Here is a 25,573-nt window from a genome sequence, read left to right as displayed (position 1 = left end):
CGCCCACCCTACGGCGTCGGCCTGCTCGTGGCGGGAGCCTCAGCTGCCCGCGACGGCTGCGGCCCCGATCACCGACACGGTGATGAACACCCAGTCGTTGATGATGTGCGCGCCCGCCGAGACCCAGAGGTTCTTCGTGCGGATGAATGCGAGCGTGAGCGCGATGCGCGCCGAGCCGATGACGACGATCGCCTGCACCCAGTTCCAGTCGTAGGTGGGCAGGTGCGCCGCACCGAACCAGACGGCGGAGATGATCCAGGCGAGGATGATCGCCGTCTTGCGCGAGAGACCGGCCTTCGCGAACAGGAAGTACATGAGCGCGAGGAACGGCAGCACGACGAAGAGCTCTTCACCGATGAGCTGGATGCCGCTGCCGACGTAGAGCGCGATCGTGTCGACCACCCCGCCCGATCCCGCACCCGCGATGACGGCGTTCGGCGCCACCGGGAAGAGCAGCGAGACGATGCCGCCGATCGCGAAGGTGAGCACGATGTTGAGCGCGGCGAAGAAGAACATGTTGCCGACGTCGACGAGGCGCACCCGGCGGAAGATCGCCGTCCAGGCACGACCGGCGACCAGGGCGAGCACCGCGAGTGGGATCACGACGAAGAGGGTGCGCGGCAGGAGCGCGCCGAGGTTGTTCGCCGACGGAATGAACATGATCGCCGCGATGCCGGCGGCGACCGAGAGCCAGACGATGATCCACTTGACCACCGAGAGCTCGACGGGCACCCCGTTGTAGTACGGGAAGTCGGCGCCGTCGCGACGCTCGATCAGACGGCCGAAGCGGTCCTTCTCCTCGAGCGGGCGCAGCGTTCCGGTGGAGGTGAAGCTCTCGATCGTCATTCGGCAAGTCTGACAGAGCGCGGGCGCAGAGTTGCGCCGCGGCAGGCGAACGCCCGACCCTCGAGACGAGGGCCGGGCGTTCGCGGTGCGACGCCTCGCGTGCCGGGGCTCAGCCCTTGCCCGGGCGCGTCGCCTCGATCGGGAAGCTCCACGCGTTCACGCCGTCACCGGCCGCCGCATCGCCCGAGGGCTGCTCGGCGTACGAGACGAGGATCTGCGCGTCATCGATGAGCGCCGAGCGGATGCCGGCATCGATCGGCACCGTCAGCGTGCCCTTGCCGGCGTCGACCTCCTGCTCGAACGACGCCAGGAGGCGGCCGCTCATGTCGGGCGCCCACGGCGGAGCCGCGCCATCCGTCGGCGAGCAGGCCTCGAAGCCGAAGACGTCGCCGACGCAGCTCGAGGTCCACACCGGGATGTACGACGTGTCGCCCTTCCAGAGGAACACGCGAACCGTTCCGGCCTCCTCCGACCGGTACGAGAGGCTGACCTTCTTCTGCTGGATCTTCACGTCGGAGACGGTCATCGCCTCACTCGGCTGCACCCCCGAGATCGTGCCGCCGCGCGTGGCCGACTGGGCGACCGTCTGCGGCGACTGCACACCCTGCAGCGCGGTGTCGGGGATGATCGGATCGGCCGACTCGGTCGACCGGTCCGCCGGCGGCGTGTAGCCGTCGAGGTAGGCGTGACCCCATCGGTACGGCTCCGACTGCTGGCTGCCGAACGCCGACCACGCGGTGCGGGTCTGCCCGATGAAGTTCTGCGTGTCGGAGTCGTACGGCGTGACGTTCAACCCGAGGTACTGCGGGTCGACGTCGTTCAGCGCGGCATCGCCCTGGGGCACCGCGCTCGTCGGCCCGACCGCTGCCGGGAGCGCCGAGAGCGGCACCTTCACCTCGATGTCGTATCCCCCGCCGGCGAACGTGCCGTCGGCCTGGCGTGCGACCTCGACGGCCACCTCGACGCCCTCGGCGTTCAGGCCTCCTTCGACCGTCTCGGCGAGCGGGCCGGTCGAGAAGCCCTGGTGGTTGTCGGCGTCGCGCGACCAGCACGGCCCGTCGGCCCCGTTGCCGTTGGCGCCTTCGGCGTCATCGGTGAACGGGAACATGCCGAGCTTGAACGTCGACGAGGTGTCGATCGAATCGCCGCGCGGGTCGAGCAGCAGCTCCACCGAGTCGACCAGCCAGTGGCCGAAGCAGCGGTCGGGCGTCGACGCGGCGCTGGCCACGTCGTCGGTCACCCTGATCTGCGCGTACAGCGCGTCGTCGTACCAGCCGAGCCGGGCGACGCTGCCGTCACCGCAGTCCACCCCGTCGGCGGCGCACTCGGCGCCCTCCCATCGGGTGCCCACGTCGATCGGCTGCCCGACGTAGAGCTCGTCGGCCGTTCCGTCGACCGTCGGCGCGGCATCGAGCTGCGGGATCACCACGCTCGGCACGAGGTACACCGTCTCGTTCTCGGACGCGACGCCGGCATCCGACATCGTCGTCGCCGTGAACGTGACCGTCCTGCTGCCGGGGTCGGCCGGATCGGTGTGGGTGACGATGAACGGGATCGTCGTCGTGTCGCCGGGAGCGAGATCGGCGAACGGCTTGCTCGCGGCATCGACGACGAAGCCCGCCGGCACTGCGAGTTCGACCGCGCCCGACTCGACGACGGCGGTGCGGTTGGTCACCTCGACCGGCACGGTCACCGTCTCGCCGGCGCCGACCTTGGCGACCGCTCGCGAGCGACCCCCGACGTAGGCGTCGTTGTCCTGGGTCCACTCCTCGTACTCGGCTGCGGTGCCCCAGCGCGCGAAGCGGCCCTCGACCGGTGCGACGAGTTCGATCCGCGTGTCGTTGTACGCGGTGACGCCGTCGCCGGCGAACTCCGCTGCGAGCTTGTAGACGGCCGGTGCCGCATCGCTCGCGGGCGTGACGGTGAACTCGGCCTGCGCGGCATCCGCGTCGCCGACGCCGTCGACCTCGACCGGCTCGGAGACCTGCCAGCCGGCGGGCACGACGAGGCTCACCGTGCCACCGCCCAGCTCGCCCTCACCGGAGCGGAGCGTGACAGTCGTGGTGAACGGCTCACCGGCGGCCTCGTAGTACTCCTCGGCCGCGAGCGAGAACTCCGAACCGAGGGGCATGCCGCCCGGGTCGGCGATGACGGCACCGTAGAGCACCGCGTCGTCGTTCGCCGCGGCGGGCGAGGAGTTCGGCTGCATCGGCACGATCGACTCCGAGACGCCGTAGCGCTGGCACGTCGGGTCGACGAGCGCGGTCTGCATCGTGCGCGCCTGGGTGGGGTGTGCACGGCCGCCCTCGCGACCGACCTGCGCCCAGGTCTTGGCAGACCCGGCGGCCTGGCCGGCGAGGTTGCCGTCGGCCCAGACGTAGGGCGACTCGTAGCCGGTCCAGGTGCCGACGACCGTGAACGGGTTCGTCGCGGCGGGCACGAAGCCCGCGTTGCAGTTGGGCGCGGCGGTGCCGCCGGTGCCGGTGGTCAGCCCGCCGGCGAGGATCTTCTTGACCTGCCACGGCTCCACGGCGCCGACCCCGGTGAGCTGCTCGGGGAACCTGCCCGGGTCGGCCGCGGCTGCCGCGGCCTCCCAGATCATGCGACCCTGCGCGTATTGGTGGTTGCCGTGCCCGGCCGCGAGCGACGGCGTGCTGCCGACCAGGATCTCGGGCCGCGTCTCGCGGATGATCCGCACGGTGCGGCTGAGGGTCTCTTCGGCGTCCCAGACCTTCGCGGTCAACGGCGCCGAGGTGTTGTAGAAGAAGTCGACGCGGTCGAGGTTGAAGATGTCGACGGTGCCGGATCGGATGTGCGAGGTGCGGTCCTCGTTCTCGCGGCGGAGGCCGAGGTCGGGGCCGGCCTCGGGGCCGACCGAGTTCGAGCCGCCCTCGCCGCGGGTGGCCATGATGATGCCGCACCGCACGCCGTAGAGGTCGTTCCAGACCCCGCACGGCGTGGTGAACCCGGCGTCGTCGTCGGGGTGGGCCCAGATGCCCATGATGTCAATCTTCTCGCGGTCGGTCTCCGTGGCGATCGCCGGGTCTCCGGCCTCGAGCTTGACGGCTGCATCCGGCGGCCCCGAATTGCCGTTGCCCATCGTGGCGGCGACGGCTGTGCCCTGGCCCATGAGTGCGGCGACGGCGATCAGCGACGTGAGCAGGATTCCGTGATGACGTTTCATGCGGTCCTCCGTTGGACGCTCGAGACGACGGACTGCCGCCCCGATCCCCCTCAAGCTAGGGCAGGTTCGGTCACGTTGCAAGCATCTTCACTCAGATTCGCGCAAATCACGTGCGCGCAATTGCGCGCTCGTCGATCACTCGCGCACTGCGCCCTCGATCATGCCCTTGATGAAGTGCCGCTGCAGGAACACGTAGAGCAGCACGACCGGCAGGGCGACCATGACCGCGCCCGCCGCGAGCAGGGCCGTGCCCTGCGTGTACTGCCCCTGGAAGAACGCGAGCCCGAGTGGCGCGGTGCGTACCGCGCCGTTGGGCGACATCACGAGCGGGATGAGGAACTCGTTCCAGGTCCACATGAAGACGAGCAGCACGAGGGTCAGGATCGCGGGCCGGCCGATCGGCACCAGCACCTGCCAGAGGATGCGCATGGAGCTGGCGCCGTCGAGGCGGGCGGCCTCGATCAGCGCCAGGCTCGAGGTGCGGAAGTACGTGCGCATCCAGTACGTGCCGAAGGCGATCGACATCGCGATCTGCGGCAGCGCGACCCCCCAGACCGTGTTGGTGAGCCCCAGCACGCGCAGGTCGAAGTAGAGCGGCACGATGAACGCCTCGGTCGGCACCATGATGCCGAGCAGGAAGATGTAGAAGACGAGCGTCGCACCGCGGAATCGCATCGTGCCGAGCGCGTAGCCGGCGAGGATCGAGGCGAGCACCGACACGACGACGACGATCGTCGCGACGACCACCGACGTGAGCATGTACTGGCCGAATCGGCCGATCTCCCATGCCTCGGGGAAGTTCTCGGGGTGGAACGCGCCGCCCTCCCGGGCGGCCGAGGCATCCTTCGGCCCGAACGCCATGGTGACGATGACGCCGATGGGGCCGAGCACCACGAGCGCGAAGCCGACGAGCACGAGGTAGTTCGCGCCCCGTTCGATCGGGGAGACCTTCATTTCCTGTCTCCGATCATGTTGACGACGCCGTTGATGGCGAAGACGATGATGGTCAGCACGATGCCGACGGCGGTGGCGACGCCGACATCCCCGAGTTGGAATGCGCGGCGGTAGATCTCGTAGCTCGGCACGGTGGTCGACGTGCCGGGGCCGCCGCTCGTCGTGACGTAGACGAGGTCGAAGGTCTTCAGCGCGGCCACGATCGTGAGCGTGAGCGCGACGGTGATCTCGCCGCGAACGGTCGGCAGGGTGATCGCGAAGAATTCGCGCACCGGACCGGAACCGTCGAGCCGCGCCGCCTCGTACAGCTCGCGCGGCACCCGGCTCATGCCGGCCATGAGCAGCACGGTGACGAGGCCGGTGCACACCCAGGTGCCGATGAGCCCGACGGCGGGCAGGGTGAAGGTGTAGTCGCCGAGCCACGGCCGCGTCAGCGAGTCGAGGCCGATGAGCCGGAGGAATCCGTTGAGGGGGCCGTCGGGGGCGTAGATCTGCCGCCAGGTCACGGCGACGACGACCATGGCGATCACCTGGGGCAGGAAGATGACGCTGCGGAAGAAGCCGAGTCCCCGCACCTGCGAGCGCGTGAGCAGCGCGGCGAGCACGAGGCCGATGGCGAGGGGCAGCACCGCATAGAAGAACACGAGCACGAGGGCGTGCCAGAACGCCTCGCGCAGGCGCTCGTCGTAGAGGATCTCGACGTAGTTGTCGAGGCCGACGAACGTCGACTCCCCCAGCCCGTCCCACTCGAAGAGGGAGTACTGAGCCGCCCTGCCGAGCGGGAAGAGCAGGAACGCGCCGTAGATGAGCAGGGCGGGTGCGAGGTACGCCCACGCGACCCAGCCCGATCGGGCGGGGCGCCGAGTGGCGCTCCGCCCGACCGTGGTGGTGCCGTCACTCATTGCTTGCGACGAACTCCGAGTAGTCGGCTTCCAGGGCCTCCGTGAACTGCTCGGGAGTCGCCTGTCCGGCCAGCAGGTCCTGCAGTGCCTGACCCATGGTGTCGCCGAACGTCGGCGTCGCGTAGTCGAGGTACGGCAGGAGGCTGCCGTCGCCGGTGACGTCGCCGAACACCGTGAACACGTCGGCCTGCACGCCCGAGTCGGGAGCGAGCTCAGCGGTGCGGTTCACCGGCAGGTTGCCCGTCTCGGCGAGCACCTCCATCGCCTCGTCGCTCGTGATGAAGTCGAGGTAGGCCGCGGCGACGTCGGTGTTGTCGGCCGCCGAGGTGATCGTGAAGGGCAGGCCGGTGCCGCCGGTGGTCGCCGGCGTTCCGGCGCTCGTGTTCGGGATGAAGAACCCGACGTCGTCGCCCATCGCGTCGCCGAGGTCGGCGGCGAGCCAGGAGCCGCCGATGAGGAACACGCCGTCGCCGCCCGCGAGGGCCTGCCATGCGGCGTCGTAGTCGGTGCCGTTCACGCCGTCGTTGAAGTATCCGGCGTCGACCCAGCCCTGCAGGGTCGCCGCGGCCTCGACGTTCTCGGGCGTGGTCCAGCTCTGACCGGCGTTGCCGAGTCCGAGGTCGGTGATCACCTCGGCGTCGACGTAGTCGCCCTGCAGCGGGCCGAACACGTGCAGCGCCGGCCACTTCTCGATGTTGCCGAGCTGCATCGGGGTCTCCCCTGCCGCCTTGGCCGCCTTCAGCGCGGCGTCGAACTCGGTCCAGTCGGCGGGCACCTCGAGACCGAGATCGGCGAGCTTGCTCTTGGAGTAGAAGATGCCGACGACCTCGCCGACCTGCGGGAGGCCGTAGAGGCTGCCGTCGCCGAAGACCTTGGCGTCGTCGCTGTAGGTCGAGTACTGCAGCACCGACTCCGAGAAGCGGTCGCCCCAGCCGTAGGCCTCGGCGTAGTCGTCGAGCGGGCGCAGCTGGTCGGCCGCGACGAACTGGCCCATCGTGTTGCGGCCGTTGTTGGCCTGCACGACATCGGGTGCGTCGGCATCGGTGAGTGCGAGGCGAAGCGTCGTCGCGAGGTCGTCGAACGACTGCGAGTTGCGGTCGATCGTCACGTTCGGGTACTTCTCCATGAACGCGGCGTTGAGCTGCTCCATCTGCTCGTTCTGGCCGCCGCGCACCTCCTGGTCCCACACGGTGAGGGTGACGTCGCCGACGCCCGAGATGTCGGTGCTGATCTCACCGGTGGTCTCGTTGCCGCCCGTGCTTCCGGTTCCCGGGGCGCAGCCGGCGAGGGCGAACACGAGCGCGGCACCTCCCAGGGCGACAGTGCTGAGTCGGATGTTTCGCTTCATGATGTACCTCTCTTGTCGGGGAACGATCGCCGGGCTGCTGTGGCTCGGTAGTCGGCGAAGGGGAACGTGGATTCGGACCGGCGGCGGCCGGGGGTCTCGGGCAGCACGTCGGCGAGGAACGAGAACCGCGCGACGAGCTCGCGATCGCCGTCACTGCGCGTGCGGTCCCACCAGTCGGCGAGGTCGCCCCACCCGGGCGCCGCGAGCGCACCGCCGGGGTGCTCCACGGCGAGGGCGGCGCACAGTGCGGCGAACGAGAGGCTCTGCTCGAGCGGCCAGTCGCGCAACGTGCCGAGCACGAGCGATGCGCCGAACACGTCGCCGGCCCCGGTCGCGTCGCGCCCCTTGGCGGGCACGGCCGGCACGATCACCTCTTCGCCGCGCGCCGAATCGATCGCGACGGCGCCCTCGTCGCCGCGCGTCACGACCACGAGCGGCACTCGGCCGGCGAGGGCGCGCGCGGCGGCGACGGCCGACTGCGTGCGGGTGTAGGCCATGGCCTCCGACTCGTTCGGCGTGAACGCGAAGCAGTCGGCGAGCGGCTGCAGGTCTGCGGTGTCCCAGCGCTCGGAGGAGTCCCACCCGATGTCGGCGAAGATCTTGGTGCCCGCGTGGGCCGCCGGCTGCCACCAGGCGTCATCGGCGCGCGCACCGCGTGACATCGCGCCCAGGTCGGCGAAGGTCGCGCGGGCCGCGAGCCGGTCGCCGACCAGTGCGCCGGCAGGAAGGGGCGACGCCTCCTCGCGCGTGATCATGCTGCGGTCGCCGCCCGACGCGATCGAGACGGTGACGGGCGTCGGCCAGTTCGGAACCAGCTGCGAGGAGCTGAGGTCGATGCCCTCGTGGTCGGCGAGGAACTCCCAGCACCAGCGCCCGTAGACGTCGTCGCCGACGGTCGTGGCGAGCGCGGTGCCGAGGCCGAGGCGGGCGGTGGCGACCGCGAGGTTGGCGACTCCGCCCGGGCTGCTGGCCAGCGCGCCGGCATGCACTTCCGTGCCCGGTCGCGGTGCCGCGTTCAGCTCGGTGAAGATGAGATCGAAGAAGACCGGCCCGGCCAGCAGCACATCGACGACATCGTCGGCAGCGCGTTCCGTCACGGATCCTCCTCGGGTGCGATCGCGTCAACGATCGTCGATGACCTTTGACTGAACATACTCTCGAATGAACGCTCTTGCGTCAATTCGTGCGCGAAGTTGACTGCTACGCTCTTCCACATGCTCACAGCAACGCGACAGGCGCACATCCTGAACTCCCTGCGCACTGACGGCGAAGTCACCGTCGAAGAGCTCGCCGAGCAGTTCGGCGTCTCGCTCTCGACCATCCGCCGTGATCTCAACACCCTCAGTGCCGAGGGCCTGCTCCGACGCGTGCGCGGCGGCGGCAGCATCGAGCCCGACCAGATCCCGTTCACCGATGTCGAACGCCAGCACCATCCCGAGAAGTCGCGCATCGCCGAGAAGGCCGCCGAGCTCGTGGCCGAGGGCGACGTCGTCATCATCGACATCGGCACGACGACGGCGCTCCTCGCCCGCCAGCTGCGGGGCCGGCGCATCACGGTCATCACCGCGAGCCTCGCCGTCATCGACGAGTTGCGCGACGACGACGTGGTCGAGCTCATCGTGCTCGGCGGCGCCGTGCGCAAGAACTACAACTCCATGATCGGCACCCTCACCGAGCAGGCGCTCGCGCAGATCCGGGCCACCACCTGCTTCCTCGGCACCAGCGGCATCCGGGCCAACGGCACCATCTCCGACACGACGGGCATGGAGGTGCCGATCAAGCTCGCGATGATCGAGTCCTCGCAGCGCACCGTCGTGCTGGCCGACGCCTCGAAGTTCCCGGGCGTCGGCGTGCTCAGCGTCTGCGGCCCCGAGCACATCTCGGCGATCGTGACGAACGACGACGCGGATGCCTCGACGCTCGAGGTGCTGCGCGAGGCCGGTGTCGAGGTGATGGTCGCATGAAGCTCGCCATCATCGGGGGCGGCGGCTTCCGCGTCCCACAGGTCTTCGAGGCCGTCTCGGCCGACCACGCACCGGTGCGCATCGACGAGCTGAGCCTCTACGACGTCTCCGAGTCCCGGCTGCAGACGATCGGTGCGATCCTCACGAGCCTCGCTCGCGAGAAGCGCCACGTGCCGACCATCACCTTGACGACCGACCTCGAAGAGGCGCTCCGCGGCGCCGATTTCGTCTTCAGCGCCGTGCGCATCGGCGGCACCCGCGGCCGCATCCTCGATGAGAAGACGGCGCTCGACCTCGGCGTGCTCGGCCAGGAGACGGTCGGCCCCGGCGGCCTCGCCTACGCGCTCCGCACGGTGCCGTTCATGACCCGGCTCGCCGAGACGATCCGCGATGTCGCGCCCGACGCCTGGGTGATCAACTTCACGAACCCCGCCGGCATCGTCACCGAGGCGATGCAGCGCGTGCTGGGCGACCGCGTCGTCGGCATCTGCGACACCCCCATCGGACTCATCCGTCGCGCGGCCACCGCCGTGAGCGGCACCGCCGACCGCGTCGACTTCGACTACGTGGGCCTGAACCACCTCGGGTGGCTCCGCTCGATGACCGCCGGCGGCGAAGACCTGCTGCCGAAGCTGCTCGATTCCGATGAGTCGCTCGAGAGCATCGAAGAGGCCCGCCTGATGGGCTTCGACTGGGTGCGGGCGCTCGGCGCCCTGCCGAACGAGTACCTCTACTACTATTACTTCACGCGTGAGGCGACCGAACGCATCCGCTCGGCGCCGTCGACCCGCGGCGAGTTCCTCGACCGCCAGCAGTCGGCGTTCTACGCCGCCCCCGGCGACGACCCGCTCGCGACGTGGATGCGCGCTCGCCACGAGCGCGAGTCGAGCTACATGGCCGAGAGCCGGCCCGACGACGAGGAACGCCTCGAGTCGGATGTCGACGGCGGCGGCTACCACGAGGTCGCACTCGATCTCATGGCCGCCCTCGCCACCGGCCGGTCGTCGACGATGATCCTGAACGTGCGCAACAACTCGCTCGTACCGCAGTTGCCCGCAGACGCGGTCGTCGAGGTGGGCTGCGTCGTCGACGGCGACGGGGTGCACCCCTGGCCGATCGCCCCGGTCTCGGGCGAGATGCTCGGCCTGATCACGCAGGTGAAGTCGGCCGAGCGGCTCATCATCAGCGCCGTGCATGAGGAGTCGCGCGAGCAGGCCTGGCGCGCGTTCGCGGCGCATCCGCTCGTCGATTCGGTCGGCGTCGCGCGCTCGCTGCTCGACCGGTACCGCGAGAACTTCCCCGAGATCGGCGCGCTGCTGCGCTGAGACGGTGCCGGCGTCGGGTTCGACGCCGGCACCGTCGGCGAGCGGATGCCTCGGCTCCCCTAGCCCTGCAGCGCCGGCCACCAGGCCGGGTCGGTCCAGAGCGCGAGCTCCTGCTCGAGCGCGGCGCCCACGCGGAAGACGCTGGCGTCGTCGTATGTTCGGCCGACGATCTGCACACCCGTCGGCACGCCGTTCGGGGCGATGCCCGACGGCACGGCGAGCACCGGCACCCGGCCGATGACGTTGAACGGCAGGGTCATGAGCTGCGAGAAGACCGTGTCGCTGTCGGTCGCGGGCTCGTCGGCGGCGAGGCCCGTGCTCGCGACCGTCGGGCAGATCATCACGTCGTACTCGGTCATGATCTCGGCGAACGGCAGGTAGAAGGCCGACTCCGCGACGAGTCCCTCGACGTAGTCGCCGCCCGCGGCGGCCTTCGCCGCGAAGGCGCGCGTGTACGGCATGAGCTGCGCGGCGCGGTCGGGGTCGCCCTCGACGATGCTCTCGATGAACGGCCCCATGACGGCGCCGAAGTGCGGCCACGCCGTCTGCTGCACCTGCTCGGGAGTCCACGGCAGCACGACCTCGTCGACGGTGGCGCCGGCGAAGGTCAGCGCCGCGGCGACGGCGCGGGTGTTGGCCTCGACCGCGGGGTCGACGTCGTAGCCGCCGAGGTTGATGCACAGGGCGATGCGGACGCCGCGGAGCGAGCCGACCGCGCCCGAGACCGCCGCCACCTCGCGCAGTGATGCCGCGTCGCCGACCCACGGGCCCGAGAGTACGTTCTGCAGCATGGCGACGTCGGCGACGCTGCGCCCCATCGGGCCGTCGGCGCAGTACGTGTCGGAGTTGAACGGCGCCATGCCCGGCACGCGGCCGAACGGCGGCTTGTATCCGACGACGCCGCAGAACGACGCGGGAATGCGGATGGACCCGCCGATGTCGGAGCCGGTGGCGAGCATCGTCGAGCCGGCGGCGAGCACCGCGCCCGAGCCGCCCGACGAACCGCCAGGCGTGTAGTCGGGGTTCCACGGGTTGCGGGTGATGCCCCACAGCTTCGAGTGGGTCACGGGCGAGCAGCAGTACTCGGGGGTCTTCGTGCGGCCGTGGATGACGGCGCCGGCGTCTTGGATGCGGTCCACGATCGGGTGCGTGACGTCGGCGATGTTGCCCTGTTCGAGCAGGCAGCCGTCTTCGAGGAGGCGCCCGGCGACGGACTGCTCGTCTTTCAGCATCAGCGGGATGCCCTCGAGCGCACGCACCTGCTCGCCGCCCGCGAAACGCGCCTCGGAGACGAGCGCGGCGGCCCGCGCCTCGTCGAGCCACTGCTCGGTCACGGCGTTGATCGCGGGCTCGGTCGCCTCGGTGCGGGCGATCACCGATTCGAGCAGCTCGACCGGGGAGAGCTCCCGCTTTCGGAACAGCTCGGATGCCTCGGTGGCGGTGAGCCGATACAGATCCATGGAGTGGTGCCTTTCGTGCGTCCGTACAATGTACGGACGATACTGTTGCACGCATGGCTCCACGTCAAGAGGTTGAGGAGATTCGACAGAATCTGACCCGACGCGACCTCAGCTCGGCCGCGATCACGCTGATCGAACGCGACGGGCTCGGCGCGTTGACGATGCGGCGACTCGCCGCCGAACTCGACTGCGCTCCGATGAGCCTCTACACGCACGTGCGCAATCGCGACGACCTGATCGACGCGATCGTCGACGAGCTGATCGAACGCCTCGACCTGCGCGAGCCGCGCGGCGAGGGCTGGCAGCAGATCGTGTTCCAGACCCTCTCGGCCTACCGCGACCTGGCCGTGCAGTTGCCGAACTCGTTCGAACTGCTCGCGCTGGCGCCGTACGACACCTCGCCGGTCGCACCGCACCTGGCCCGGTTCGTGGCGGGTCTCGAGGCCGCCGGCCTCACCACCGAGCAGGCGCAGCAGATCCTCGGCATCGCCGACGCCTACGCCTCGGGGTTCCTCGTCGTGTGGGCGCGCAGCCGAGCTCGCAGTGACGCAGACGAGCAGTCCTCTGTGACCGACGGCATCACGGGCCTCCGCGACCTCGGCATGTTCGACCAGGGCCTCGACGCGCTGCTCGCCGGCCTCGACGCGACGCTCGTGCGCGGCATCACGCCGGGCGAATAGGCGTCCGCGGACATCTCACCGGTCGAGGAGCCCCGGGCCGGCCCGAGGCCGACCCCGTGACCGTCACTCGCCGACGAGCGCCTCGTCCCACCGATCCATGATCCAGTCCACGGTCTGCTCAGGGCTCTGCGCGCTGGAGTCCACCCAGAGGCCGACGGGCGGCGTCTCGCCGACCCATCCGTCGAAGGTTCGTACGGCGTCGGCGACCGTGCCGTCGCCCACCCATCCGTCGTAGGCGCCGCTGCCCCGCTCGGTGTCGCGGTGCACGATCGCCTCGACGCTCGGCCGCAGCACGATGAGCGCCCGCCGACCGCCGCCCATGCGGTCGAGCTGCGCGCCGACTCCGTCGCCGAAGATGTTGTCGACGTGCACGGCGCTGATGCCCGCATCGACGAACGAACGGCTGAGCATCGCGCCGTGCCGGTAGCGCAGTTCGAGCTGCGCGAGCGCGGCGTCGCTGGGCGGATCGCTCATGTCTTCGCGGCCTCCCACGACCATCAGCCAGAGCGCGTCGCCCTCGATGAACGCACCGGGGCGGAGTCGTTCGGCGAGCAGTCGACCCACGGTCGACTTTCCCGACGCCGGGGCGCCGACGATCAGGATCGCGGTCGGCCGGGCATCGTCGGTTCGTTCGGCCTGCGCAGTCATGTCGGTCAGGCTATCGAACGGATGCCGCGGCTCGCCCTCCTCAGCGGCCTTACTCCCCGGCGCTCGCCCACTCGAAGCCGTCGGGGTCGGCGAACGCCCCGGCGTCGCCGTTGACGCGGAGGCGGTGCGACCCCGAGCCGTCGGCGGCGACGCCCACGGTCTTGGCGAGCGCGCGGCGCTTGTAGAGGCCGAGTCCGATCGGGCTGCCCGGGGTGGCGAAGTCGACGTAGCTGCCGAAGCTCTTCGCGACGGCGAGTCCGCGGTCGAGGTAGAAGCGCTTGCTCGCGCCCACGTCTTCGGCGCCGATGAGCAGCACGAGGTTGTCGATCGTGCGGGTCGCCGGCCCCGTGTCCTTCTTCGACGCGGTGGCGACCTGCCAGATCGCGCCGTCGGGCGCCTGCACGACGCCGCCGAAGCCCCACAGCGACTTCTCGGCGGGCTTCAGCACCGTGGCCCCGGCCGCGACGGCCGAGTCGAAGAGGGAGGTGACGTCGGCCGGCTGCGACACGATGACCGACATGGTGAATCCGCGGAACCCGGTCGACGGGGCATCCGCCGCCCTGGTGCGAACCTGCGGCCCGAGCCCGAAGGCGTCGGCGTAGAAGCGCGCGGCCGCGTCGGGGTCTGCCACGTCGAGCGTGATCGAGGCGATGGAGGTGAGCTTGGTGGTGTCGATGTTCATACCAGCGACGATATTCACCCTGATCGCCGGGCACTTCTTCGATACTGCTCGCTTCGAGTCCGAGCGCGCGTCAGCGGAGCGCGCGTCAGCCGAGCGCGGCGATCGCGTCGGCGACCAACTGCCGTTCCGAGGGCTCGTCGTCGGCGGCCGGGGTGAAGCCCATGCGCACCACGACGAGCTCCTCCGACGGCACCATGACGACCTTCTGCCCGTCGTGACCGCTCATGTAAAAGGTGTCGGCGGGCAGCTCGGGCCAGCGCAGGCTGCCGTCGGGCAGCATGTTGGTGCGGAAGCCCATCGCGTACCCGGCGTCGTCGGTCTGGTCGTGCTCGACGTTCGTGAGGGTCTGCGTCATCCAGCCTTCGGGCAGCAGTTGCTCGCCGTTCCACTCGCCCTCCTGCAGGGCGAACTGGCCGAGTGCGGCCCAGTCGCGAGGTGCCGCCCAGAGGTACGACGAGCACACGGGCGTGCCCGCGGCATCCGGTTCGAAGGTCGCCGTCGACAGGCCGAGCGCACCGAGGATCGTCTGCCGCGGCAGGTCGGCGCCGAGGCCGGTGCGCTCGGTCAGCACCGAGCACAGCAGGGTCGTGCTGCCGCTCGAGTACTCCTGCACCGAGCCGGGCTCGTGCTCGAGGGGCAGGCTCGCGACGTAGGCGCCCATGTCGGGCTCGAGGTAGAGCATGCGGGTGATCGGCGTGCCGAGGTCGTAGGTCTCGTCCCACTCGAGGCCGCTCTGCATGCGCAGCAGGTCTTCGACGGTGATGGCAGCGCGTTCGTCGGTCCACTCGGGCCGAAGGTGGTCGTCGCCCAGCGAGACGACGCCCTGCTCGACGAGCATTCCCGTCATGAGCTCGGTGACGCTCTTCGACATCGACCAGCCGAGCTGCGGGGTCTCGGCGTCGAAGCCGTCGGCGTAGCGTTCGGCGACGAGCTCGCCGTCTTTCACGACGACGACTGCGCGGGTGCCGAGCGCCTCAGTGTCGGATGCCGCGAGCTCGTCGCCGAACGCACGGCCCATCGCCTGCTCGAGCGCGGCACCCGCCTCGGGCGTCGGTGCGGTGGCCGCTGCGACGTCGGTGAACGGGTTGCCCTGCGCGTCGATCGCAGTGGCCTCGCCGAGCTCGGGCCGCTGGTCGGCCAGCGTGCAGCCGAAGCCCTCGGCGTACCAGGCGTTCTGGTACGCGATGGCGCCCAGGATCGAAGCCGTTGCCGTGCCGGCGTCCGCGTCGAGGTCGACCTGCAGGTAGGGCACGAGCGGGTTCGGCGGCAGGTCGGTGGCGGGGTCGTCGCGACCGGCGACCAAGGCGCCGGCGCACGCGTTGTGGGCGGCGTAGCCGGTGCCGGTCAGGAGGATCGGCTGCTGCCAGAGGTAGACCCCGGTGAACGCGGCGATGAGAACGAGGGCGGTGACGGCGACGATGACGATCACCCGGCGGAGGATGTGCACGAGCGGATGCTAGCAAGCGCGAAGTACGCCGCCGAATCCTGTTCGGTTTCCACAGTTGAACGGCCGATTCACCCTTCCGACGCGAGTCTCCTCCATAATGACGCTGCGACTGGCATCATCGTCCGGGAGCGATTGCGCACCACACAGCACCACGACCCGAGTAGCACCACGACAGAGGAGCATCATGACCGACCCGAACCAGCCGCAGGAACCCACCGTTCCGACGCCGCCCGCAGCGCCCGACCACATCGCAGCGCCGCCCGCAGCGCCCGCTGCACCCGAAGCTCCTGCTGCTCCCGCAGCGCCTGCTGCAGCCGAGGCGCCCGCCGCTCCGGCAGCCCCGGCCGCCCCGGCCTACACGCCGGCTCCTGCTGCCGCGCCGGCTCCGGCCGCCGCATACGGCGCACCCGCGGCCGCGCCGGTTCCCGGCAAGGGCCTCGGCATCGCCGGCCTCGTGCTGGCGATCGTGCTGCCCCTCGTCGGCCTCATCGTGAGCATCATCGCGAAGTCGCAGTCGAAGAAGGCCGGCGTGAAGAACACCCCCGCCACGGCAGGCATCATCGTCGGCGCGATCCTGACCGTGCTCGGCATCATCGCCACGATCGTCATCATCGCGGTCAGCGCGTCGCTCGTCGGCGGCGTCGTCGACATGTGCAGCGAGCTCGGCCCGGGCGTCTGGGAGCTCGACGGGGTCACCTACACCTGCGAGTGATCGCCACCCGCACCACCGCATGAAGCGCCGCCGGGCCGAGCCCGGCGGCGCTTCGTCGTTCTCACGGGTTCGCCCGTGCGAACTTCTCGTGCACGACCTCGAGGCAGCTCGATGATTGTGCACGGCGGCCGACCGGAGGATCCTGAGATCATGAGCGATCGCGAGGATTTCCTGATCTGGCTCCAGAGCGAGTTCGTGCGGGCCGAACGCGCCATGTTCGACGGCGACGACGGTCCGCGCCGCGCGATCTGGTCGGCGGATGAGCCGGTCAGCGTGCTCGGCGCCTGGCGCAACGCCTCGAATCGCGCCGAGCTGGTCGAGGCGTTCGAGGAGCTGTCGACGAGCTTCTCGCACTGCACCGACTACGCGTTCGACCTGATCGCCTTCGACGTGCTCGGCGAAGCGGCGTACACGGTCGGGTACGAGCGCGCCTCTGCCTCGATCGACGGCGAGCCGCGCACCTTCACCCTGCGCGCCACCCAGGTCTACCGCCGCGAGCCGGGCGGATGGCGCGTGGTGCACCGGCACGCCGACAAGCTCGGGTAGCCGCTCAGAAGCGCATCGGGAAGGTGAGCAGCACGACGAACCCGCTCACCGCGATGATCCCCGCCAGCCCCAGCATCATCCACGCCGCCACATGGTGCACGTCGCGCTGCGCCATCGCCGTCAGGAAGAGCACGAGGGCGAACAGCACGGTCAGCAGCGAGTAGTTGTCGCCGCGCTCGGTATCCTCGAGCGCTTGGGCGAATCGTTCATCGGCGACGGCCGTGAGCTCCGCGCTCTCCTCGGTGCCGGGCGGCACGTACTCGGCCATCGCGAACGGCCCTGGCTCGACCTCGCCGCCCGCCTGCCAGGCGTCGAAGGCGATCGTGAAGTGCGGCGTGAAGCGCGCCTCGATCTGATCGGCGAGCGCCGTGTCGCCCTGCGCGTTGGCGGTCACCCATTCCGCGTAGATGATCAGGTCGACGACCCGGGCCTCGCGTGCCTGGCCGTCGGCATCGCTCGCCTCCACACGGGCAGCGGATGCCTCGGCGAACGCGATCGCCCGCTCGCCGCTCCACTTGGCGGATTGGAAGCCGCACCAGGCGGTGAGGATGGCGGTCACCGACAGCATCGCCACGGCGACGATCTCGATGAACGGCCGATGGCGCCACCGCGAGACGGGTGCGCGCTCCGTCGACGCCGGGGGCGGGGCCTGGGCCGGCTCGATCGACGCCTCGCTCATGGTGCCCCCTTCGCCCCACCCGACACGGATTGCTGCTCACCATGGCACAGCCGTCGACCTCCGCGCCATCGACCCGCCGGGTCAGGTCATGGGCATCCCGCTCTGTCTCGACGCGTTCGGGGGTTTTCCCGATTCCCCGTGACGTCCGGGCTGCCTAGATTCGAGACATGCCGCTCGCCGTCTTCCTCCGAACCTGGCTCGTCTCCATCGTCGCGTGCCTTCCGCTCCTCGCGTTGCTGCTCGTTCCCGAGCTCATGCGCAGCCGGGCGGGCAGTGAGCAACTGCTCATGATCGGCACGTTCGCACTGCTCGCCCTCCTCGTGGCGGCGTTCGTCGCCGCCCCCGTGATGAGCGCGATCGCCGCCCCCGTCGCGGAACGATGGACGCCTCGGTCAGCGGTTCGGAAGACACGAGCCGTGTGGCGCTCACGCACCGGTCAGGCCTGGCTGACGCTCGGCGTGGCGGTGCTCATCTATGCGGCAGCACAGGTCGTCGGGTACTGGGTCGGTGCCGCGGTGCCGTCGGTGAGCGACAACCCGGCGTTCGGCACTGACGCGTCAGCGTCGCGCTGGCTCATCGACTACCCGGCCTATGCGTTGCAGGCTGTCACGATCTACGCGATCACGACGCTCGCCGTCGCCTGGTACGGATGGCGCATCCGCTCGCTCGCCCTCGCTCCGACTGGTGCCGACGCCGACGCACGGTCGCGAGACCTCGCCGCGACTCCGGTCGAGTAAGCGCGCCGACGCCCGCATCGAGACCGTGCGCAGTCGTGTCGTCCTCTGCCCACACTTCGGCACTTCGGCACTTCGGCACTTCGGCACTTCGGCACTTCGGCACTTCGGCACTTCGGCACCGCCGCGCCGGCGCTGACGCCCCCTGCCTTCGGGACTCGTAGGATCGGGTCATGGCGGCGCAGGAGTACCGGTACGACACCGAGGTCGTGCGGCTGTACTACGACTACGCCTCATCGGTGGTCTGGTTTCCCGACCCGATTCGATACGAGCAGAGCGGCCTCAGCTCAGCCCTGATCGCAGATCTGCAGGCGTGGAGGCGATTCCACGACGAGGGGCTCGACCACGAGCAGCAATGGCGGTCGCCCGATCTGCCCGCTCGAGCCCGTCAGGTCGGCCGAGAGCTGGCGCATCGGCTCGGCGACGAGCTCGGCTCGGCGTTCGAGGTCGAATACGACGTGTTCAGCCCGGCACCCGCGAGGTACAGCTCGCCGGAGCCGCCGACGAACACCGTCGCGGCCGCGGCGTTCACGGCACGGGCCGATGCCGCAAGAGTCGAGCGGGCCGAGCTTGCGAAGCTCGCCGCCGAACGAGACGCATCCGGCGGGAGCGGTGTCGGCTGGTTCGCAGTGATGCCGGGAACCGGGCAGCTGTTCGTGCCGCCCGAACAGCCTGAACCGCCCGAACGACCCGAACAGCCCGAACAGCCCGAACAGGACTGATGCGCGTGGTCGCTAAGCGGCGACCTTCGACGTCTTGCGCGCGACGCGCTGCGCCGCCACTCGTGCGGCGACGGTCTTGGGCGTCAGGTCCCCCGGCGACAGGGCGGCCCTGAGCGCATTGCTCTCGCGCACGGCGGCGTCGGCGTCGGAGACGGCGATGATCATCGCGACGATGAACGCCGCCGCCGCGAGCGGCAGGGCGATCGCGGCATCCGCCCAGTACACGTCGAACCAGATGTCGGCGAACGCCACCACGAGGGCGGCGGGGGCGACGGCTGCGACGAGGCCCTGCGCGAACAGCACGGCCGCGCGGCTGCCGATGAGGAACCGCTCGATGCGCTCGGCGCGCGTGCGACGCGGCTGCCCGTCGGCGATCCAGCGCGCGGCGGCGATCTCGCGCACGCGCAGCACGACGAGGTGAGCGATGAGCAGCGCTGCGAGCACCGCCATGACGACACCCGAGGTGGCGCTGAGCCAGTCGATGAATCGCTCACCCGGCTCGTCGTAGGAGAGCTCCTCGCACCTGCGGCACGGCTTGCGCATCACGAACGACACGAACCACGTGACGACCGCGAGGCCGAGGGCCGCACCGGTCGCGCCCGTGGCCCAGGTCAGCCACCAGGTGGTACGCGGAGCGAGGATCGCCGGGCCGGCATCGTCGACGGATGCCGCGCGGCGGCGCTCCTCGGCCTGTTCGACGAAGGTGTGACGGGACTCCCAGTTGGCGGTGAGCAGGTACGTGCGCCCGTCCCACCGGTCGGCTGCGGCGGTGAGCACGGGGGCCAGCCCGATCCAGGCGATCACGACGACGGCGCAGACGACGAGGCCGATCCACGGTGCGGGCTCAGCGCCTGCCTCGGGCTCCGTGACGAGCAGCATGACCAGCAGCCCGGCGCCCGCCAGAGTGACGAGGCCGGACCACAGCATGAGCTTGCGCACCACGTCGAGCGCCGCTCTCGCAACCCTCGATCTCCCACCGCCCACGTCGACGAATCGCGGCACGTACGCGGCGCGGTCATGCTCGGGGTGATCGTTCGGGCGCACCAAGGTCCTCTGAGTCAGGGCGATTCGGCTCGGCTCAGCGTACTGGGGTGGTCGCCCGCGTCACGTCTCCGATCGGCGGGTGCCGGCACCTCGGTGCTTCCGTACCCCGATGCTCACAGGCCGGTCGTGCACGAGCTGAACCCGCTCGTCGCCGTCGAGAGCACGGTGCCACCGACACCGACGCTGCCCGACGCGCTCGTGTTGAGCCCGTTGATGTAGTTCTCGACGGCGGGCGACGCCGTCTGGCCCTGCGGGAGCCCCTCGATGCCGAAGTCGTTGATCGTCGGGTCGGTCGAGAGTTTCGAGAGTTGGATGCCCGTCGCCTGGAACACACCGGTGCCGCCGGCGGTCGTGTTGCCCGTGATCGACACGCAGACGGGGGAATCCGGGCCGGCGATCGAGCCCGCTGCGACGATGATGCCCGCGTACCCCGCATACCCATCGCCGATAGGCGCGAGCACGTTGTTGCCCGTCACCCTCGCCGTGGTCATGCCCGCGCCTGACGCTCCGACGAAGATGCCGGGGCCGCCGGTCGCGCTGACCTTGTTGTTCGTCACGCGTGCCGCGAGGGTCGCACCGACCGTGTTGAGCGAGATCGCGTTCGCGTTGATTCCGGCACATCCCGGCCGGCTGCCCGCGGCGATGACGTTGGCATCGAACTTGGCCGTGACGTTCGCCGCGCCGCCCGTGAGCACCGAGATCGCCTGGCAGTCGAGGTGGCGGATCGGCTCGGCATCCGTGCCGTTCGTCGACACGTCGACGTTGGCGTCGGCAGCGCCGAGCACCTGCATGTCGACGAACGCTTCGGGCTGCTGCTCGATGCCGCCGCTGCCGCCGTCCATGCGGTTGCCGGTCACCGCGACGACGTTCGTGAGGTTGCCGGGAATCCCGAGCGTCGACTTCGCGGCTCCCGCCTGGTTGCCGCTGATGAGCCTGATTCCGTGCCCGGAGCGGAAATCGGTGATCACGTTCGACGAGATCGTCGCCTTCGTGATCGTCGCGGCGCCGCCGGTGGTGCCGGTGGCCTGTAGCAGCAGCGCCGCCCCCGGTGTGAGCAGGTCGCCGGCATCCGAGATGCGGTTGCCGGTGATTGTCGCCGACGAGATGGTGCCGCCCGCATTCGTGATCGAGATGCCGGATGCCTCGTTCGAGGTGAGCACGCTGTTCGAGATGTCGACCGCACCCGAGAGGTTGGCATTCGACCCGTCGAAGGCGATGCCGTCTTCGCCGTCGGCGTCACCCGCCCCCGTGACCGTGCCGCTGAGGAACGAGAACCCGATGACGCCGACGCCCCCGATGCCGTTGCCGGCGCTGTTCTCGACGCGCATGTTGCGGAGCGAGACATCCGCCGTGCTCAGCAGCGAGATGCCGTCACCTGTGGTGGCGGCGATCGTGCCGCCCGAGGCATCCCCGCCCTGAACCGTGCTGCCGTCGCCCGTGACGTGCAGGCCGCCCGCCGTGCCCGTGCCGAGCAGCACGATGCCCGAGGGCGCCCCGTTCGAGGAGATTCGCCGGAACGTGACGTCGTCGGCCCCGATTCCGGTCAGCACGATCGAGAGTCCGGTGCCGGTCGTGCTCGAGAGCGTGTTTCCCTCGCCGGTGACGACGATGGTGCCCGAGAGGGAGGCGGCGAGCGGCACCCCGCTCGTCGTCGTGACGTCGAGGCCGCCACCGGTGATCGAGAGGGTGTGCCCGTTGGACGACCCGAACGAGACGCCCGGATTCGCGCCCGTCTCGAGGTGCTTCGACTCTCCCGAGAACACGGTCGCGCCGCCGGTGTTGTTCGCGACGACGACGCCGCCGCCCGCGTCGCTGCCGTCGGTGATCGACCCCGAGAGCGTGACGGTGCCGCCGGTGCGGCTCTGGATGTCGACACTCGTGGTTGCGGGTCCGTCGGTGATCGAGCCGCCGTACGAGATGTCGCCGCTGCCGCCGCGCACCCTGAAGGGGGTGGATCCGAAGGGCCCCGCGGAGAGCTCGCCGGCTGCCGCCGAGAACGTGCCCGCGCCGATCTCGTCGATGTTGATGCCGTACACGCTGCTCTTCGTCGAGGTCACCTCGTCGAACGAGAGCGACGAGCCCGACGACGCGCCGACGTGGACCGCCGGGCCGTTGGTCGCGACGATCTTCGCGGTCGCGCTCGCCGGCACGGTCACCGGCCCGGTCAGGCTGAGCGAGAACGCCGCCTGGGTCGAGTTCAGCGTGCGGATGTCGAGGTCGCCGAAGGTGATGGCGCCGGTCGTCTGCTGCAGCCTGACGCCGCCGTCGAACGAATCGTCGACGACGATCCGGTCGATCTGGCTTCCCTCGAGGTTGCTGCGCTGCGCGAGGAACGCCCACCCGGTTCCGGAGGTGCGGATGCTCACGGTGGCCGCCGGATCGAACACGATCTTCGCGCTGTCGTTGACGACGACGCCGAGGCCGATGACGTCGACCTCGAGGTCGCCGATCGTGTTCGTACCTGTCGCGTCCTGCAACGCGAGCCCGATGCCGCCGGCGACCGTGTCGACGATGCGCACGTCGTCGATGGTCGCGTCGCCGCCAGGGCCGGAGACGCCGATGCCGCCGCCCGCGGTGACCGGGTGCACCTCGAGCCCGGCGACACGGTTGCCGACGCCGAGGCTGACGACATTCGCTCCGCTCGTCGCCGTGATCACTGGTCGCTTCGCCGGGTCACCCACGTGCAGGGTGCGGCCGCCGACGACGAGGTCGGATGCCTCGCCGATGAGCTGCTGGTCGTCGTCGAGCACGATCGCGGTCGAATACCCGGTCGAGGTGCCGTCGCCGTCGAACACGAAGATGTCGTCGCCCGCGCTGCTCGCCGCCGCGGCCTGCGCGATCGTGTCGAACGGCTTGCTCCCGTTGCCGTCGTTGCCGTCGGCGGCGTTGTCGACGTACCAGACGCAGTCGCTGATGGCGATGGTCACATGCCCGGTGTCGGTCAGCGCCTGCACGGCGCCCCGGTCGGTGACCGTGTAGTCGAACCCGTCGGTGGCGGCGGTGCAGCCGACTGGTGGCAGATAGGCGAAGTCCCCGTCGGCCTCGAGGTAGACGAAGCCGCCCTGCTCGGTCACGGTGACACCGGACTCGATCGCGAGCTCGGTGCCCGGGTCGGCGTCGGTGTCGCCCTCGAGCAGGTTGCCCGCGACGAGGAGGTGCGGGCGGGAGAGGTCGATTGCGCCGTCGGTCGGGTCGTCGATGACGAGGAACGTGTTGCCGACGGCCGCGTCGGGACCGTCGAACGTCTCGTCGTCGGCGACGGGCGCATCGGCGATGCAGATCACCTTCACCGAGACCTGCGCGTTCGCGTCGCCGGGGGTCAGCGTGTAGCTGAACACGTCGTTCGCGTCACCGGGTGGCGCGTTGCAGTACTCGGCATGGGGTTGGTACGTGAGCCCTGTGCCGCCGCCCGTGATGACGACCGTGCCGTGCTCGGGCTGCACGACGCTCGTGATGGAGCGCGCGCCGCCATCGCTGTCGGTGTCGTTCGCGAGCACGTCGATCGCCGTGGCGGCGGCATCCTCGTCGACCGTGGCTTCGTCGTCGGCGGCGACCGGCAGGTCGTCGACACACGTGACCGTCACGCCGACCGTCGTCGTCGAGCCACCGGGTGCGAGGGTGTAGGTGAACTCGTCGATGGTCGTGCCGGGCGGGTCGTTGCAGAACCCGGGGTCGGGTTCGTAGGTGACGGATGCCTCGTCGCCGGCGATCACGACGGTGCCGTTCACGGGCTGACTGACCTGGCTGATCGAGATCGGCCCGCCGTCGATGTCGTCGTCGTTGACGAGCACGTCGACGGTCGTCGGCGCGGCGTCCTCCTCGACGGTCGCCGTGTCGGCGACCGCGGTCGGCGGCACGTCTTCGACGACGTCGAGCACGCTGATCGTGAACACCTGCTCGAGGCTGCCGCCGTACCCGTCGGTGCCGCGCACGCGGATCGAGTAGCTCGCCTTCGTCTCGAAGTCGAAGCTCGCCGCGGTCTTGAGCGTCGATCCGGTGATCGTGAACGCCGCGTTGTCGCCGCTGCCGGCGCCGCTGACGAGCGAGAACGCCGGCGTCGCGGCGGGGTCGTCGTCGACGAGGCCGAGGGTGCCGACGATCGTGCCCGCGGGTTCGTTCTCGGGCAGCGAATCGTTCGAGAGCGTGAGGGCGCTCGGGGCGTGGTTGCCGATCACGTAGCGCTGCTCGGTGCTGAGGCACGCGGTCGCGGCGCTCACCCGGCGCAGCACGCCAGAGGCGGGCGCGCAGAAGTACACGGGCTCGCCCGTCGTGGTCGGCACGACGAGCACCGTGCCGGCCGGCTTCGCGCCCGTGCACGACTTCGCCGACGCGAAGCGGCGCACCGAGCCGTCGGGCTGGATGCAGAGCGAGGTCGGGCCCGGCCAGATCGTGACCGGCGTCTCCTGCTTCGGACGGCAGTCGCCGGGGCTCGAAGCCGCCCGCATCAGCCCGTTCGACTTCTGCGCGCACGCATAGCGCAGCTGCGTCTCGGTGTCGGCCGCGAACGCGACCGACGGGGTCGCGAGCACGACGATCATCGCCAGCACCGTGAACAGCACGAGTGCGAGCCGAGTCGACCGGCGCGAATCCGGGGCGAGGGCAGCGACGGATTGCAGACGAAGCGCGTTGGACACGGGGGCCTCCTCGAGGCGGCACCAAGCCGTCGATCCGCGTTCGTCGGGTTCGATGCGGAGCTGTGCCAACACTCGACCCGTCGCGCACGTTCCACCAGACCCGAGAACGGGGGTGGCGCGCGGCTTCGCTTGACAACTTTACTGAGTCGACTCATAATTGAGTCAACTCACGAAAAAGGAGAATCCTCATGAGCACCACCCCCGATACCGCGAGCGGGCCGGTCACGTCCTACGCGAAGGCCCCCACCCGCACGATCACCGCCGGCGGCGTCACCTACGCCTACCGCGAGCTCGGCCCGAAGGGTGGCGTGCCCGTCGTCTTCTTCGTGCACCTCGCCGCGACCCTCGACAACTGGGACCCGCGCATCATCGACCCCATCGCCGAGGGCCGCCACGTCATCGCGTTCGACAACCGCGGGGTCGGCGCTTCCACCGGCGAGGTGCCCGACTCGGTCGAGGCGATGGCCGCTGACGCCTACACCTTCGTCCGCGCGCTCGGCTTCGACCAGATCGACATCTTCTCGTTCTCGCTCGGCGGCATGGTCGCCCAAGCCCTCGTCGTCGAGCACCCCGAGCTCGTGCGCAAGCTCGTGCTCACCGGCACCGGCCCCGCCGGCGGCGCCGGCATCGACAAGGTCGCCGGCGTCACCTACTTCGACATCCTGCGCGCGACCCTGACCCGCTCCGACCCGAAGGAGTTCCTCTTCTTCAACCGCAACGCCACCGGCAAGCCCGCCGCGAAGGCGTTCGTCAGCCGACTCCAGGAGCGCACCGTCGACCGCGACGCCCCGATCACGACGAAGGCGTTCCAGACGCAGCTGAAGGCGATCAAGAAGTGGGGTCGCTCGGCGCCCGCAGACCTCTCGAAGCTCACCCAGCCCACCCTGATCGCCAATGGCGACCACGACCGCATGGTGCCCTCGGTGCTTTCCGACGACCTGCACCGCCGCATCGCGGGGTCGGAGCTGATCATCTACCCCGACTCCGGCCACGGCGGCATCTTCCAGTTCCACGACCGCTTCGCGCCCGTGGCCGCCCGGTTCCTCGCGCGCTGACCGGCAT

Annotated in this window: 21 protein-coding genes; 8 read left to right on the top strand and 13 right to left on the bottom strand. The window is 70.1% G+C overall.

Annotated elements, in window-relative coordinates:
• Positions 1 to 39: 39 nt before the first annotated feature.
• From BJY17_RS16530 to BJY17_RS16505, 6 genes are all read right to left on the bottom strand, one after another.
• Positions 40 to 846 carry a CPBP family intramembrane glutamic endopeptidase gene (locus BJY17_RS16530; RefSeq protein WP_179552332.1) on the bottom strand — a complete coding sequence of 269 codons (807 nt, stop codon included), beginning with the start codon at positions 844 to 846 and terminating at the stop codon, positions 40 to 42.
• Between the two features lie 109 nt (positions 847 to 955).
• The gene (locus BJY17_RS16525) at positions 956 to 4,030 is read right to left on the bottom strand and encodes a sugar-binding protein (RefSeq protein WP_179552331.1); all 3,075 of its coding nucleotides are present in this window, start codon (positions 4,028 to 4,030) and stop codon (positions 956 to 958) included.
• Positions 4,031 to 4,165: 135 nt separating this feature from the next.
• Positions 4,166 to 4,984, bottom strand: a complete 819-nt coding sequence (locus BJY17_RS16520; protein WP_179552330.1) for a carbohydrate ABC transporter permease — start codon at positions 4,982 to 4,984, stop codon at positions 4,166 to 4,168.
• Positions 4,981 to 5,886, bottom strand: coding sequence for a carbohydrate ABC transporter permease (locus BJY17_RS16515; RefSeq protein WP_179552329.1), 906 nt, complete (start codon positions 5,884 to 5,886; stop codon positions 4,981 to 4,983). The genes BJY17_RS16520 and BJY17_RS16515 overlap by 4 nt, the downstream gene beginning before the upstream one ends.
• The gene (locus BJY17_RS16510) at positions 5,879 to 7,234 is read right to left on the bottom strand and encodes an ABC transporter substrate-binding protein (protein ID WP_179552328.1); all 1,356 of its coding nucleotides are present in this window, start codon (positions 7,232 to 7,234) and stop codon (positions 5,879 to 5,881) included. The genes BJY17_RS16515 and BJY17_RS16510 overlap by 8 nt, the downstream gene beginning before the upstream one ends.
• Positions 7,231 to 8,331, bottom strand: a complete 1,101-nt coding sequence (locus tag BJY17_RS16505; RefSeq protein ID WP_179552327.1) for a carbohydrate kinase family protein — start codon at positions 8,329 to 8,331, stop codon at positions 7,231 to 7,233. Before BJY17_RS16505 ends, BJY17_RS16510 begins: the two co-directional genes overlap by 4 nt.
• Before the next feature lie 117 nt (positions 8,332 to 8,448).
• On the opposite strand from BJY17_RS16505, the gene BJY17_RS16500 reads away from it, so the two are divergent.
• Together BJY17_RS16500 and BJY17_RS16495 are read left to right on the top strand one after the other, a co-directional pair.
• Entirely contained in the window at positions 8,449 to 9,198 is a 750-nt protein-coding gene (locus BJY17_RS16500) for a DeoR/GlpR family DNA-binding transcription regulator (protein ID WP_074261783.1), read from the top strand.
• Entirely contained in the window at positions 9,195 to 10,523 is a 1,329-nt protein-coding gene (locus BJY17_RS16495) for a 6-phospho-beta-glucosidase (RefSeq protein WP_179552326.1), read from the top strand. Before BJY17_RS16500 ends, BJY17_RS16495 begins: the two co-directional genes overlap by 4 nt.
• A gap of 59 nt (positions 10,524 to 10,582) precedes the next feature.
• Here BJY17_RS16495 and BJY17_RS16490 read toward each other — a convergent pair whose 3' ends face one another.
• Complete coding sequence (locus tag BJY17_RS16490; protein WP_179552325.1) at positions 10,583 to 11,983, bottom strand: amidase; 1,401 nt, start codon at positions 11,981 to 11,983, stop codon at positions 10,583 to 10,585.
• A gap of 53 nt (positions 11,984 to 12,036) precedes the next feature.
• Here BJY17_RS16490 and BJY17_RS16485 point away from each other — a divergent pair, with 53 nt between their 5' ends.
• Positions 12,037 to 12,663, top strand: a complete 627-nt coding sequence (locus tag BJY17_RS16485; protein WP_179552324.1) for a TetR/AcrR family transcriptional regulator — start codon at positions 12,037 to 12,039, stop codon at positions 12,661 to 12,663.
• 63 nt (positions 12,664 to 12,726) lie between these two features.
• Here BJY17_RS16485 and BJY17_RS16480 read toward each other — a convergent pair whose 3' ends face one another.
• From BJY17_RS16480 to BJY17_RS16470, 3 genes are all read right to left on the bottom strand, one after another.
• Positions 12,727 to 13,311 (bottom strand): zeta toxin family protein, encoded by a 585-nt coding sequence (locus tag BJY17_RS16480; RefSeq protein ID WP_179552323.1) that lies wholly within the window; start codon positions 13,309 to 13,311, stop codon positions 12,727 to 12,729.
• Between the two features lie 49 nt (positions 13,312 to 13,360).
• A complete protein-coding gene (locus tag BJY17_RS16475; protein WP_179552322.1) occupies positions 13,361 to 13,993 on the bottom strand; it encodes a VOC family protein in 633 nt (210 codons plus the stop codon).
• An 85-nt stretch (positions 13,994 to 14,078) separates the two neighbouring features.
• Positions 14,079 to 15,440, bottom strand: coding sequence for a serine hydrolase domain-containing protein (locus tag BJY17_RS16470; protein ID WP_179552321.1), 1,362 nt, complete (start codon positions 15,438 to 15,440; stop codon positions 14,079 to 14,081).
• Positions 15,441 to 15,624: 184 nt separating this feature from the next.
• Between BJY17_RS16470 and BJY17_RS16465 the strand changes: the two genes are divergently transcribed.
• Both BJY17_RS16465 and BJY17_RS16460 read left to right on the top strand, forming a co-directional pair.
• Positions 15,625 to 16,152, top strand: a complete 528-nt coding sequence (locus BJY17_RS16465; protein WP_179552320.1) for a DUF4190 domain-containing protein — start codon at positions 15,625 to 15,627, stop codon at positions 16,150 to 16,152.
• A gap of 150 nt (positions 16,153 to 16,302) precedes the next feature.
• Positions 16,303 to 16,698 carry a nuclear transport factor 2 family protein gene (locus tag BJY17_RS16460; RefSeq protein ID WP_179552319.1) on the top strand — a complete coding sequence of 132 codons (396 nt, stop codon included), beginning with the start codon at positions 16,303 to 16,305 and terminating at the stop codon, positions 16,696 to 16,698.
• 4 nt (positions 16,699 to 16,702) lie between these two features.
• Here BJY17_RS16460 and BJY17_RS16455 read toward each other — a convergent pair whose 3' ends face one another.
• Positions 16,703 to 17,377 (bottom strand): hypothetical protein, encoded by a 675-nt coding sequence (locus BJY17_RS16455; RefSeq protein ID WP_239560225.1) that lies wholly within the window; start codon positions 17,375 to 17,377, stop codon positions 16,703 to 16,705.
• 167 nt (positions 17,378 to 17,544) lie between these two features.
• Here BJY17_RS16455 and BJY17_RS16450 point away from each other — a divergent pair, with 167 nt between their 5' ends.
• Together BJY17_RS16450 and BJY17_RS16445 are read left to right on the top strand one after the other, a co-directional pair.
• Positions 17,545 to 18,114, top strand: a complete 570-nt coding sequence (locus BJY17_RS16450) for a hypothetical protein (protein ID WP_179552318.1) — start codon at positions 17,545 to 17,547, stop codon at positions 18,112 to 18,114.
• Positions 18,115 to 18,284: 170 nt separating this feature from the next.
• The gene (locus BJY17_RS16445; protein WP_179552317.1) at positions 18,285 to 18,833 is read left to right on the top strand and encodes a hypothetical protein; all 549 of its coding nucleotides are present in this window, start codon (positions 18,285 to 18,287) and stop codon (positions 18,831 to 18,833) included.
• 12 nt (positions 18,834 to 18,845) lie between these two features.
• Here the strand turns inward: BJY17_RS16445 and BJY17_RS16440 are convergent, their stop codons facing one another.
• Positions 18,846 to 19,877, bottom strand: coding sequence for a hypothetical protein (locus tag BJY17_RS16440; protein WP_179552316.1), 1,032 nt, complete (start codon positions 19,875 to 19,877; stop codon positions 18,846 to 18,848).
• Positions 19,878 to 19,990: 113 nt separating this feature from the next.
• Complete coding sequence (locus BJY17_RS16435; RefSeq protein ID WP_179552315.1) at positions 19,991 to 24,511, bottom strand: beta strand repeat-containing protein; 4,521 nt, start codon at positions 24,509 to 24,511, stop codon at positions 19,991 to 19,993.
• A gap of 188 nt (positions 24,512 to 24,699) precedes the next feature.
• Here BJY17_RS16435 and BJY17_RS16430 point away from each other — a divergent pair, with 188 nt between their 5' ends.
• The gene (locus BJY17_RS16430) at positions 24,700 to 25,566 is read left to right on the top strand and encodes an alpha/beta fold hydrolase (RefSeq protein ID WP_179552314.1); all 867 of its coding nucleotides are present in this window, start codon (positions 24,700 to 24,702) and stop codon (positions 25,564 to 25,566) included.
• Positions 25,567 to 25,573: the final 7 nt, after the last annotated feature.

The organism is Agromyces hippuratus (assembly GCF_013410355.1).
GTDB classification, from domain to species: domain Bacteria; phylum Actinomycetota; class Actinomycetes; order Actinomycetales; family Microbacteriaceae; genus Agromyces; species Agromyces hippuratus.
The sequence above is the reverse complement of the archived record's forward strand: the minus strand, read 5'-3'. Positions and strand labels throughout refer to the sequence as shown.

What these genes read in the sequence shown, in the direction of transcription:
- BJY17_RS16450 (WP_179552318.1), top strand. Translation starts at nt 17,545, where the DNA reads ATGCCGCTCGCCGTCTTCCTCCGAACCTGGCTCGTCTCCATCGTCGCG.
- BJY17_RS16525 (WP_179552331.1), bottom strand. Translation starts at nt 4,030, where the DNA reads ATGAAACGTCATCACGGAATCCTGCTCACGTCGCTGATCGCCGTCGCC.
- BJY17_RS16480 (WP_179552323.1), bottom strand. Translation starts at nt 13,311, where the DNA reads ATGACTGCGCAGGCCGAACGAACCGACGATGCCCGGCCGACCGCGATC.
- BJY17_RS16515 (WP_179552329.1), bottom strand. Translation starts at nt 5,886, where the DNA reads ATGAGTGACGGCACCACCACGGTCGGGCGGAGCGCCACTCGGCGCCCC.
- BJY17_RS16460 (WP_179552319.1), top strand. Translation starts at nt 16,303, where the DNA reads ATGAGCGATCGCGAGGATTTCCTGATCTGGCTCCAGAGCGAGTTCGTG.
- BJY17_RS16500 (WP_074261783.1), top strand. Translation starts at nt 8,449, where the DNA reads ATGCTCACAGCAACGCGACAGGCGCACATCCTGAACTCCCTGCGCACT.
- BJY17_RS16485 (WP_179552324.1), top strand. Translation starts at nt 12,037, where the DNA reads ATGGCTCCACGTCAAGAGGTTGAGGAGATTCGACAGAATCTGACCCGA.
- BJY17_RS16490 (WP_179552325.1), bottom strand. Translation starts at nt 11,983, where the DNA reads ATGGATCTGTATCGGCTCACCGCCACCGAGGCATCCGAGCTGTTCCGA.
- BJY17_RS16520 (WP_179552330.1), bottom strand. Translation starts at nt 4,984, where the DNA reads ATGAAGGTCTCCCCGATCGAACGGGGCGCGAACTACCTCGTGCTCGTC.
- BJY17_RS16465 (WP_179552320.1), top strand. Translation starts at nt 15,625, where the DNA reads ATGACCGACCCGAACCAGCCGCAGGAACCCACCGTTCCGACGCCGCCC.
- BJY17_RS16530 (WP_179552332.1), bottom strand. Translation starts at nt 846, where the DNA reads ATGACGATCGAGAGCTTCACCTCCACCGGAACGCTGCGCCCGCTCGAG.
- BJY17_RS16430 (WP_179552314.1), top strand. Translation starts at nt 24,700, where the DNA reads ATGAGCACCACCCCCGATACCGCGAGCGGGCCGGTCACGTCCTACGCG.
- BJY17_RS16510 (WP_179552328.1), bottom strand. Translation starts at nt 7,234, where the DNA reads ATGAAGCGAAACATCCGACTCAGCACTGTCGCCCTGGGAGGTGCCGCG.
- BJY17_RS16475 (WP_179552322.1), bottom strand. Translation starts at nt 13,993, where the DNA reads ATGAACATCGACACCACCAAGCTCACCTCCATCGCCTCGATCACGCTC.
- BJY17_RS16495 (WP_179552326.1), top strand. Translation starts at nt 9,195, where the DNA reads ATGAAGCTCGCCATCATCGGGGGCGGCGGCTTCCGCGTCCCACAGGTC.
- BJY17_RS16455 (WP_239560225.1), bottom strand. Translation starts at nt 17,377, where the DNA reads ATGAGCGAGGCGTCGATCGAGCCGGCCCAGGCCCCGCCCCCGGCGTCG.
- BJY17_RS16445 (WP_179552317.1), top strand. Translation starts at nt 18,285, where the DNA reads ATGGCGGCGCAGGAGTACCGGTACGACACCGAGGTCGTGCGGCTGTAC.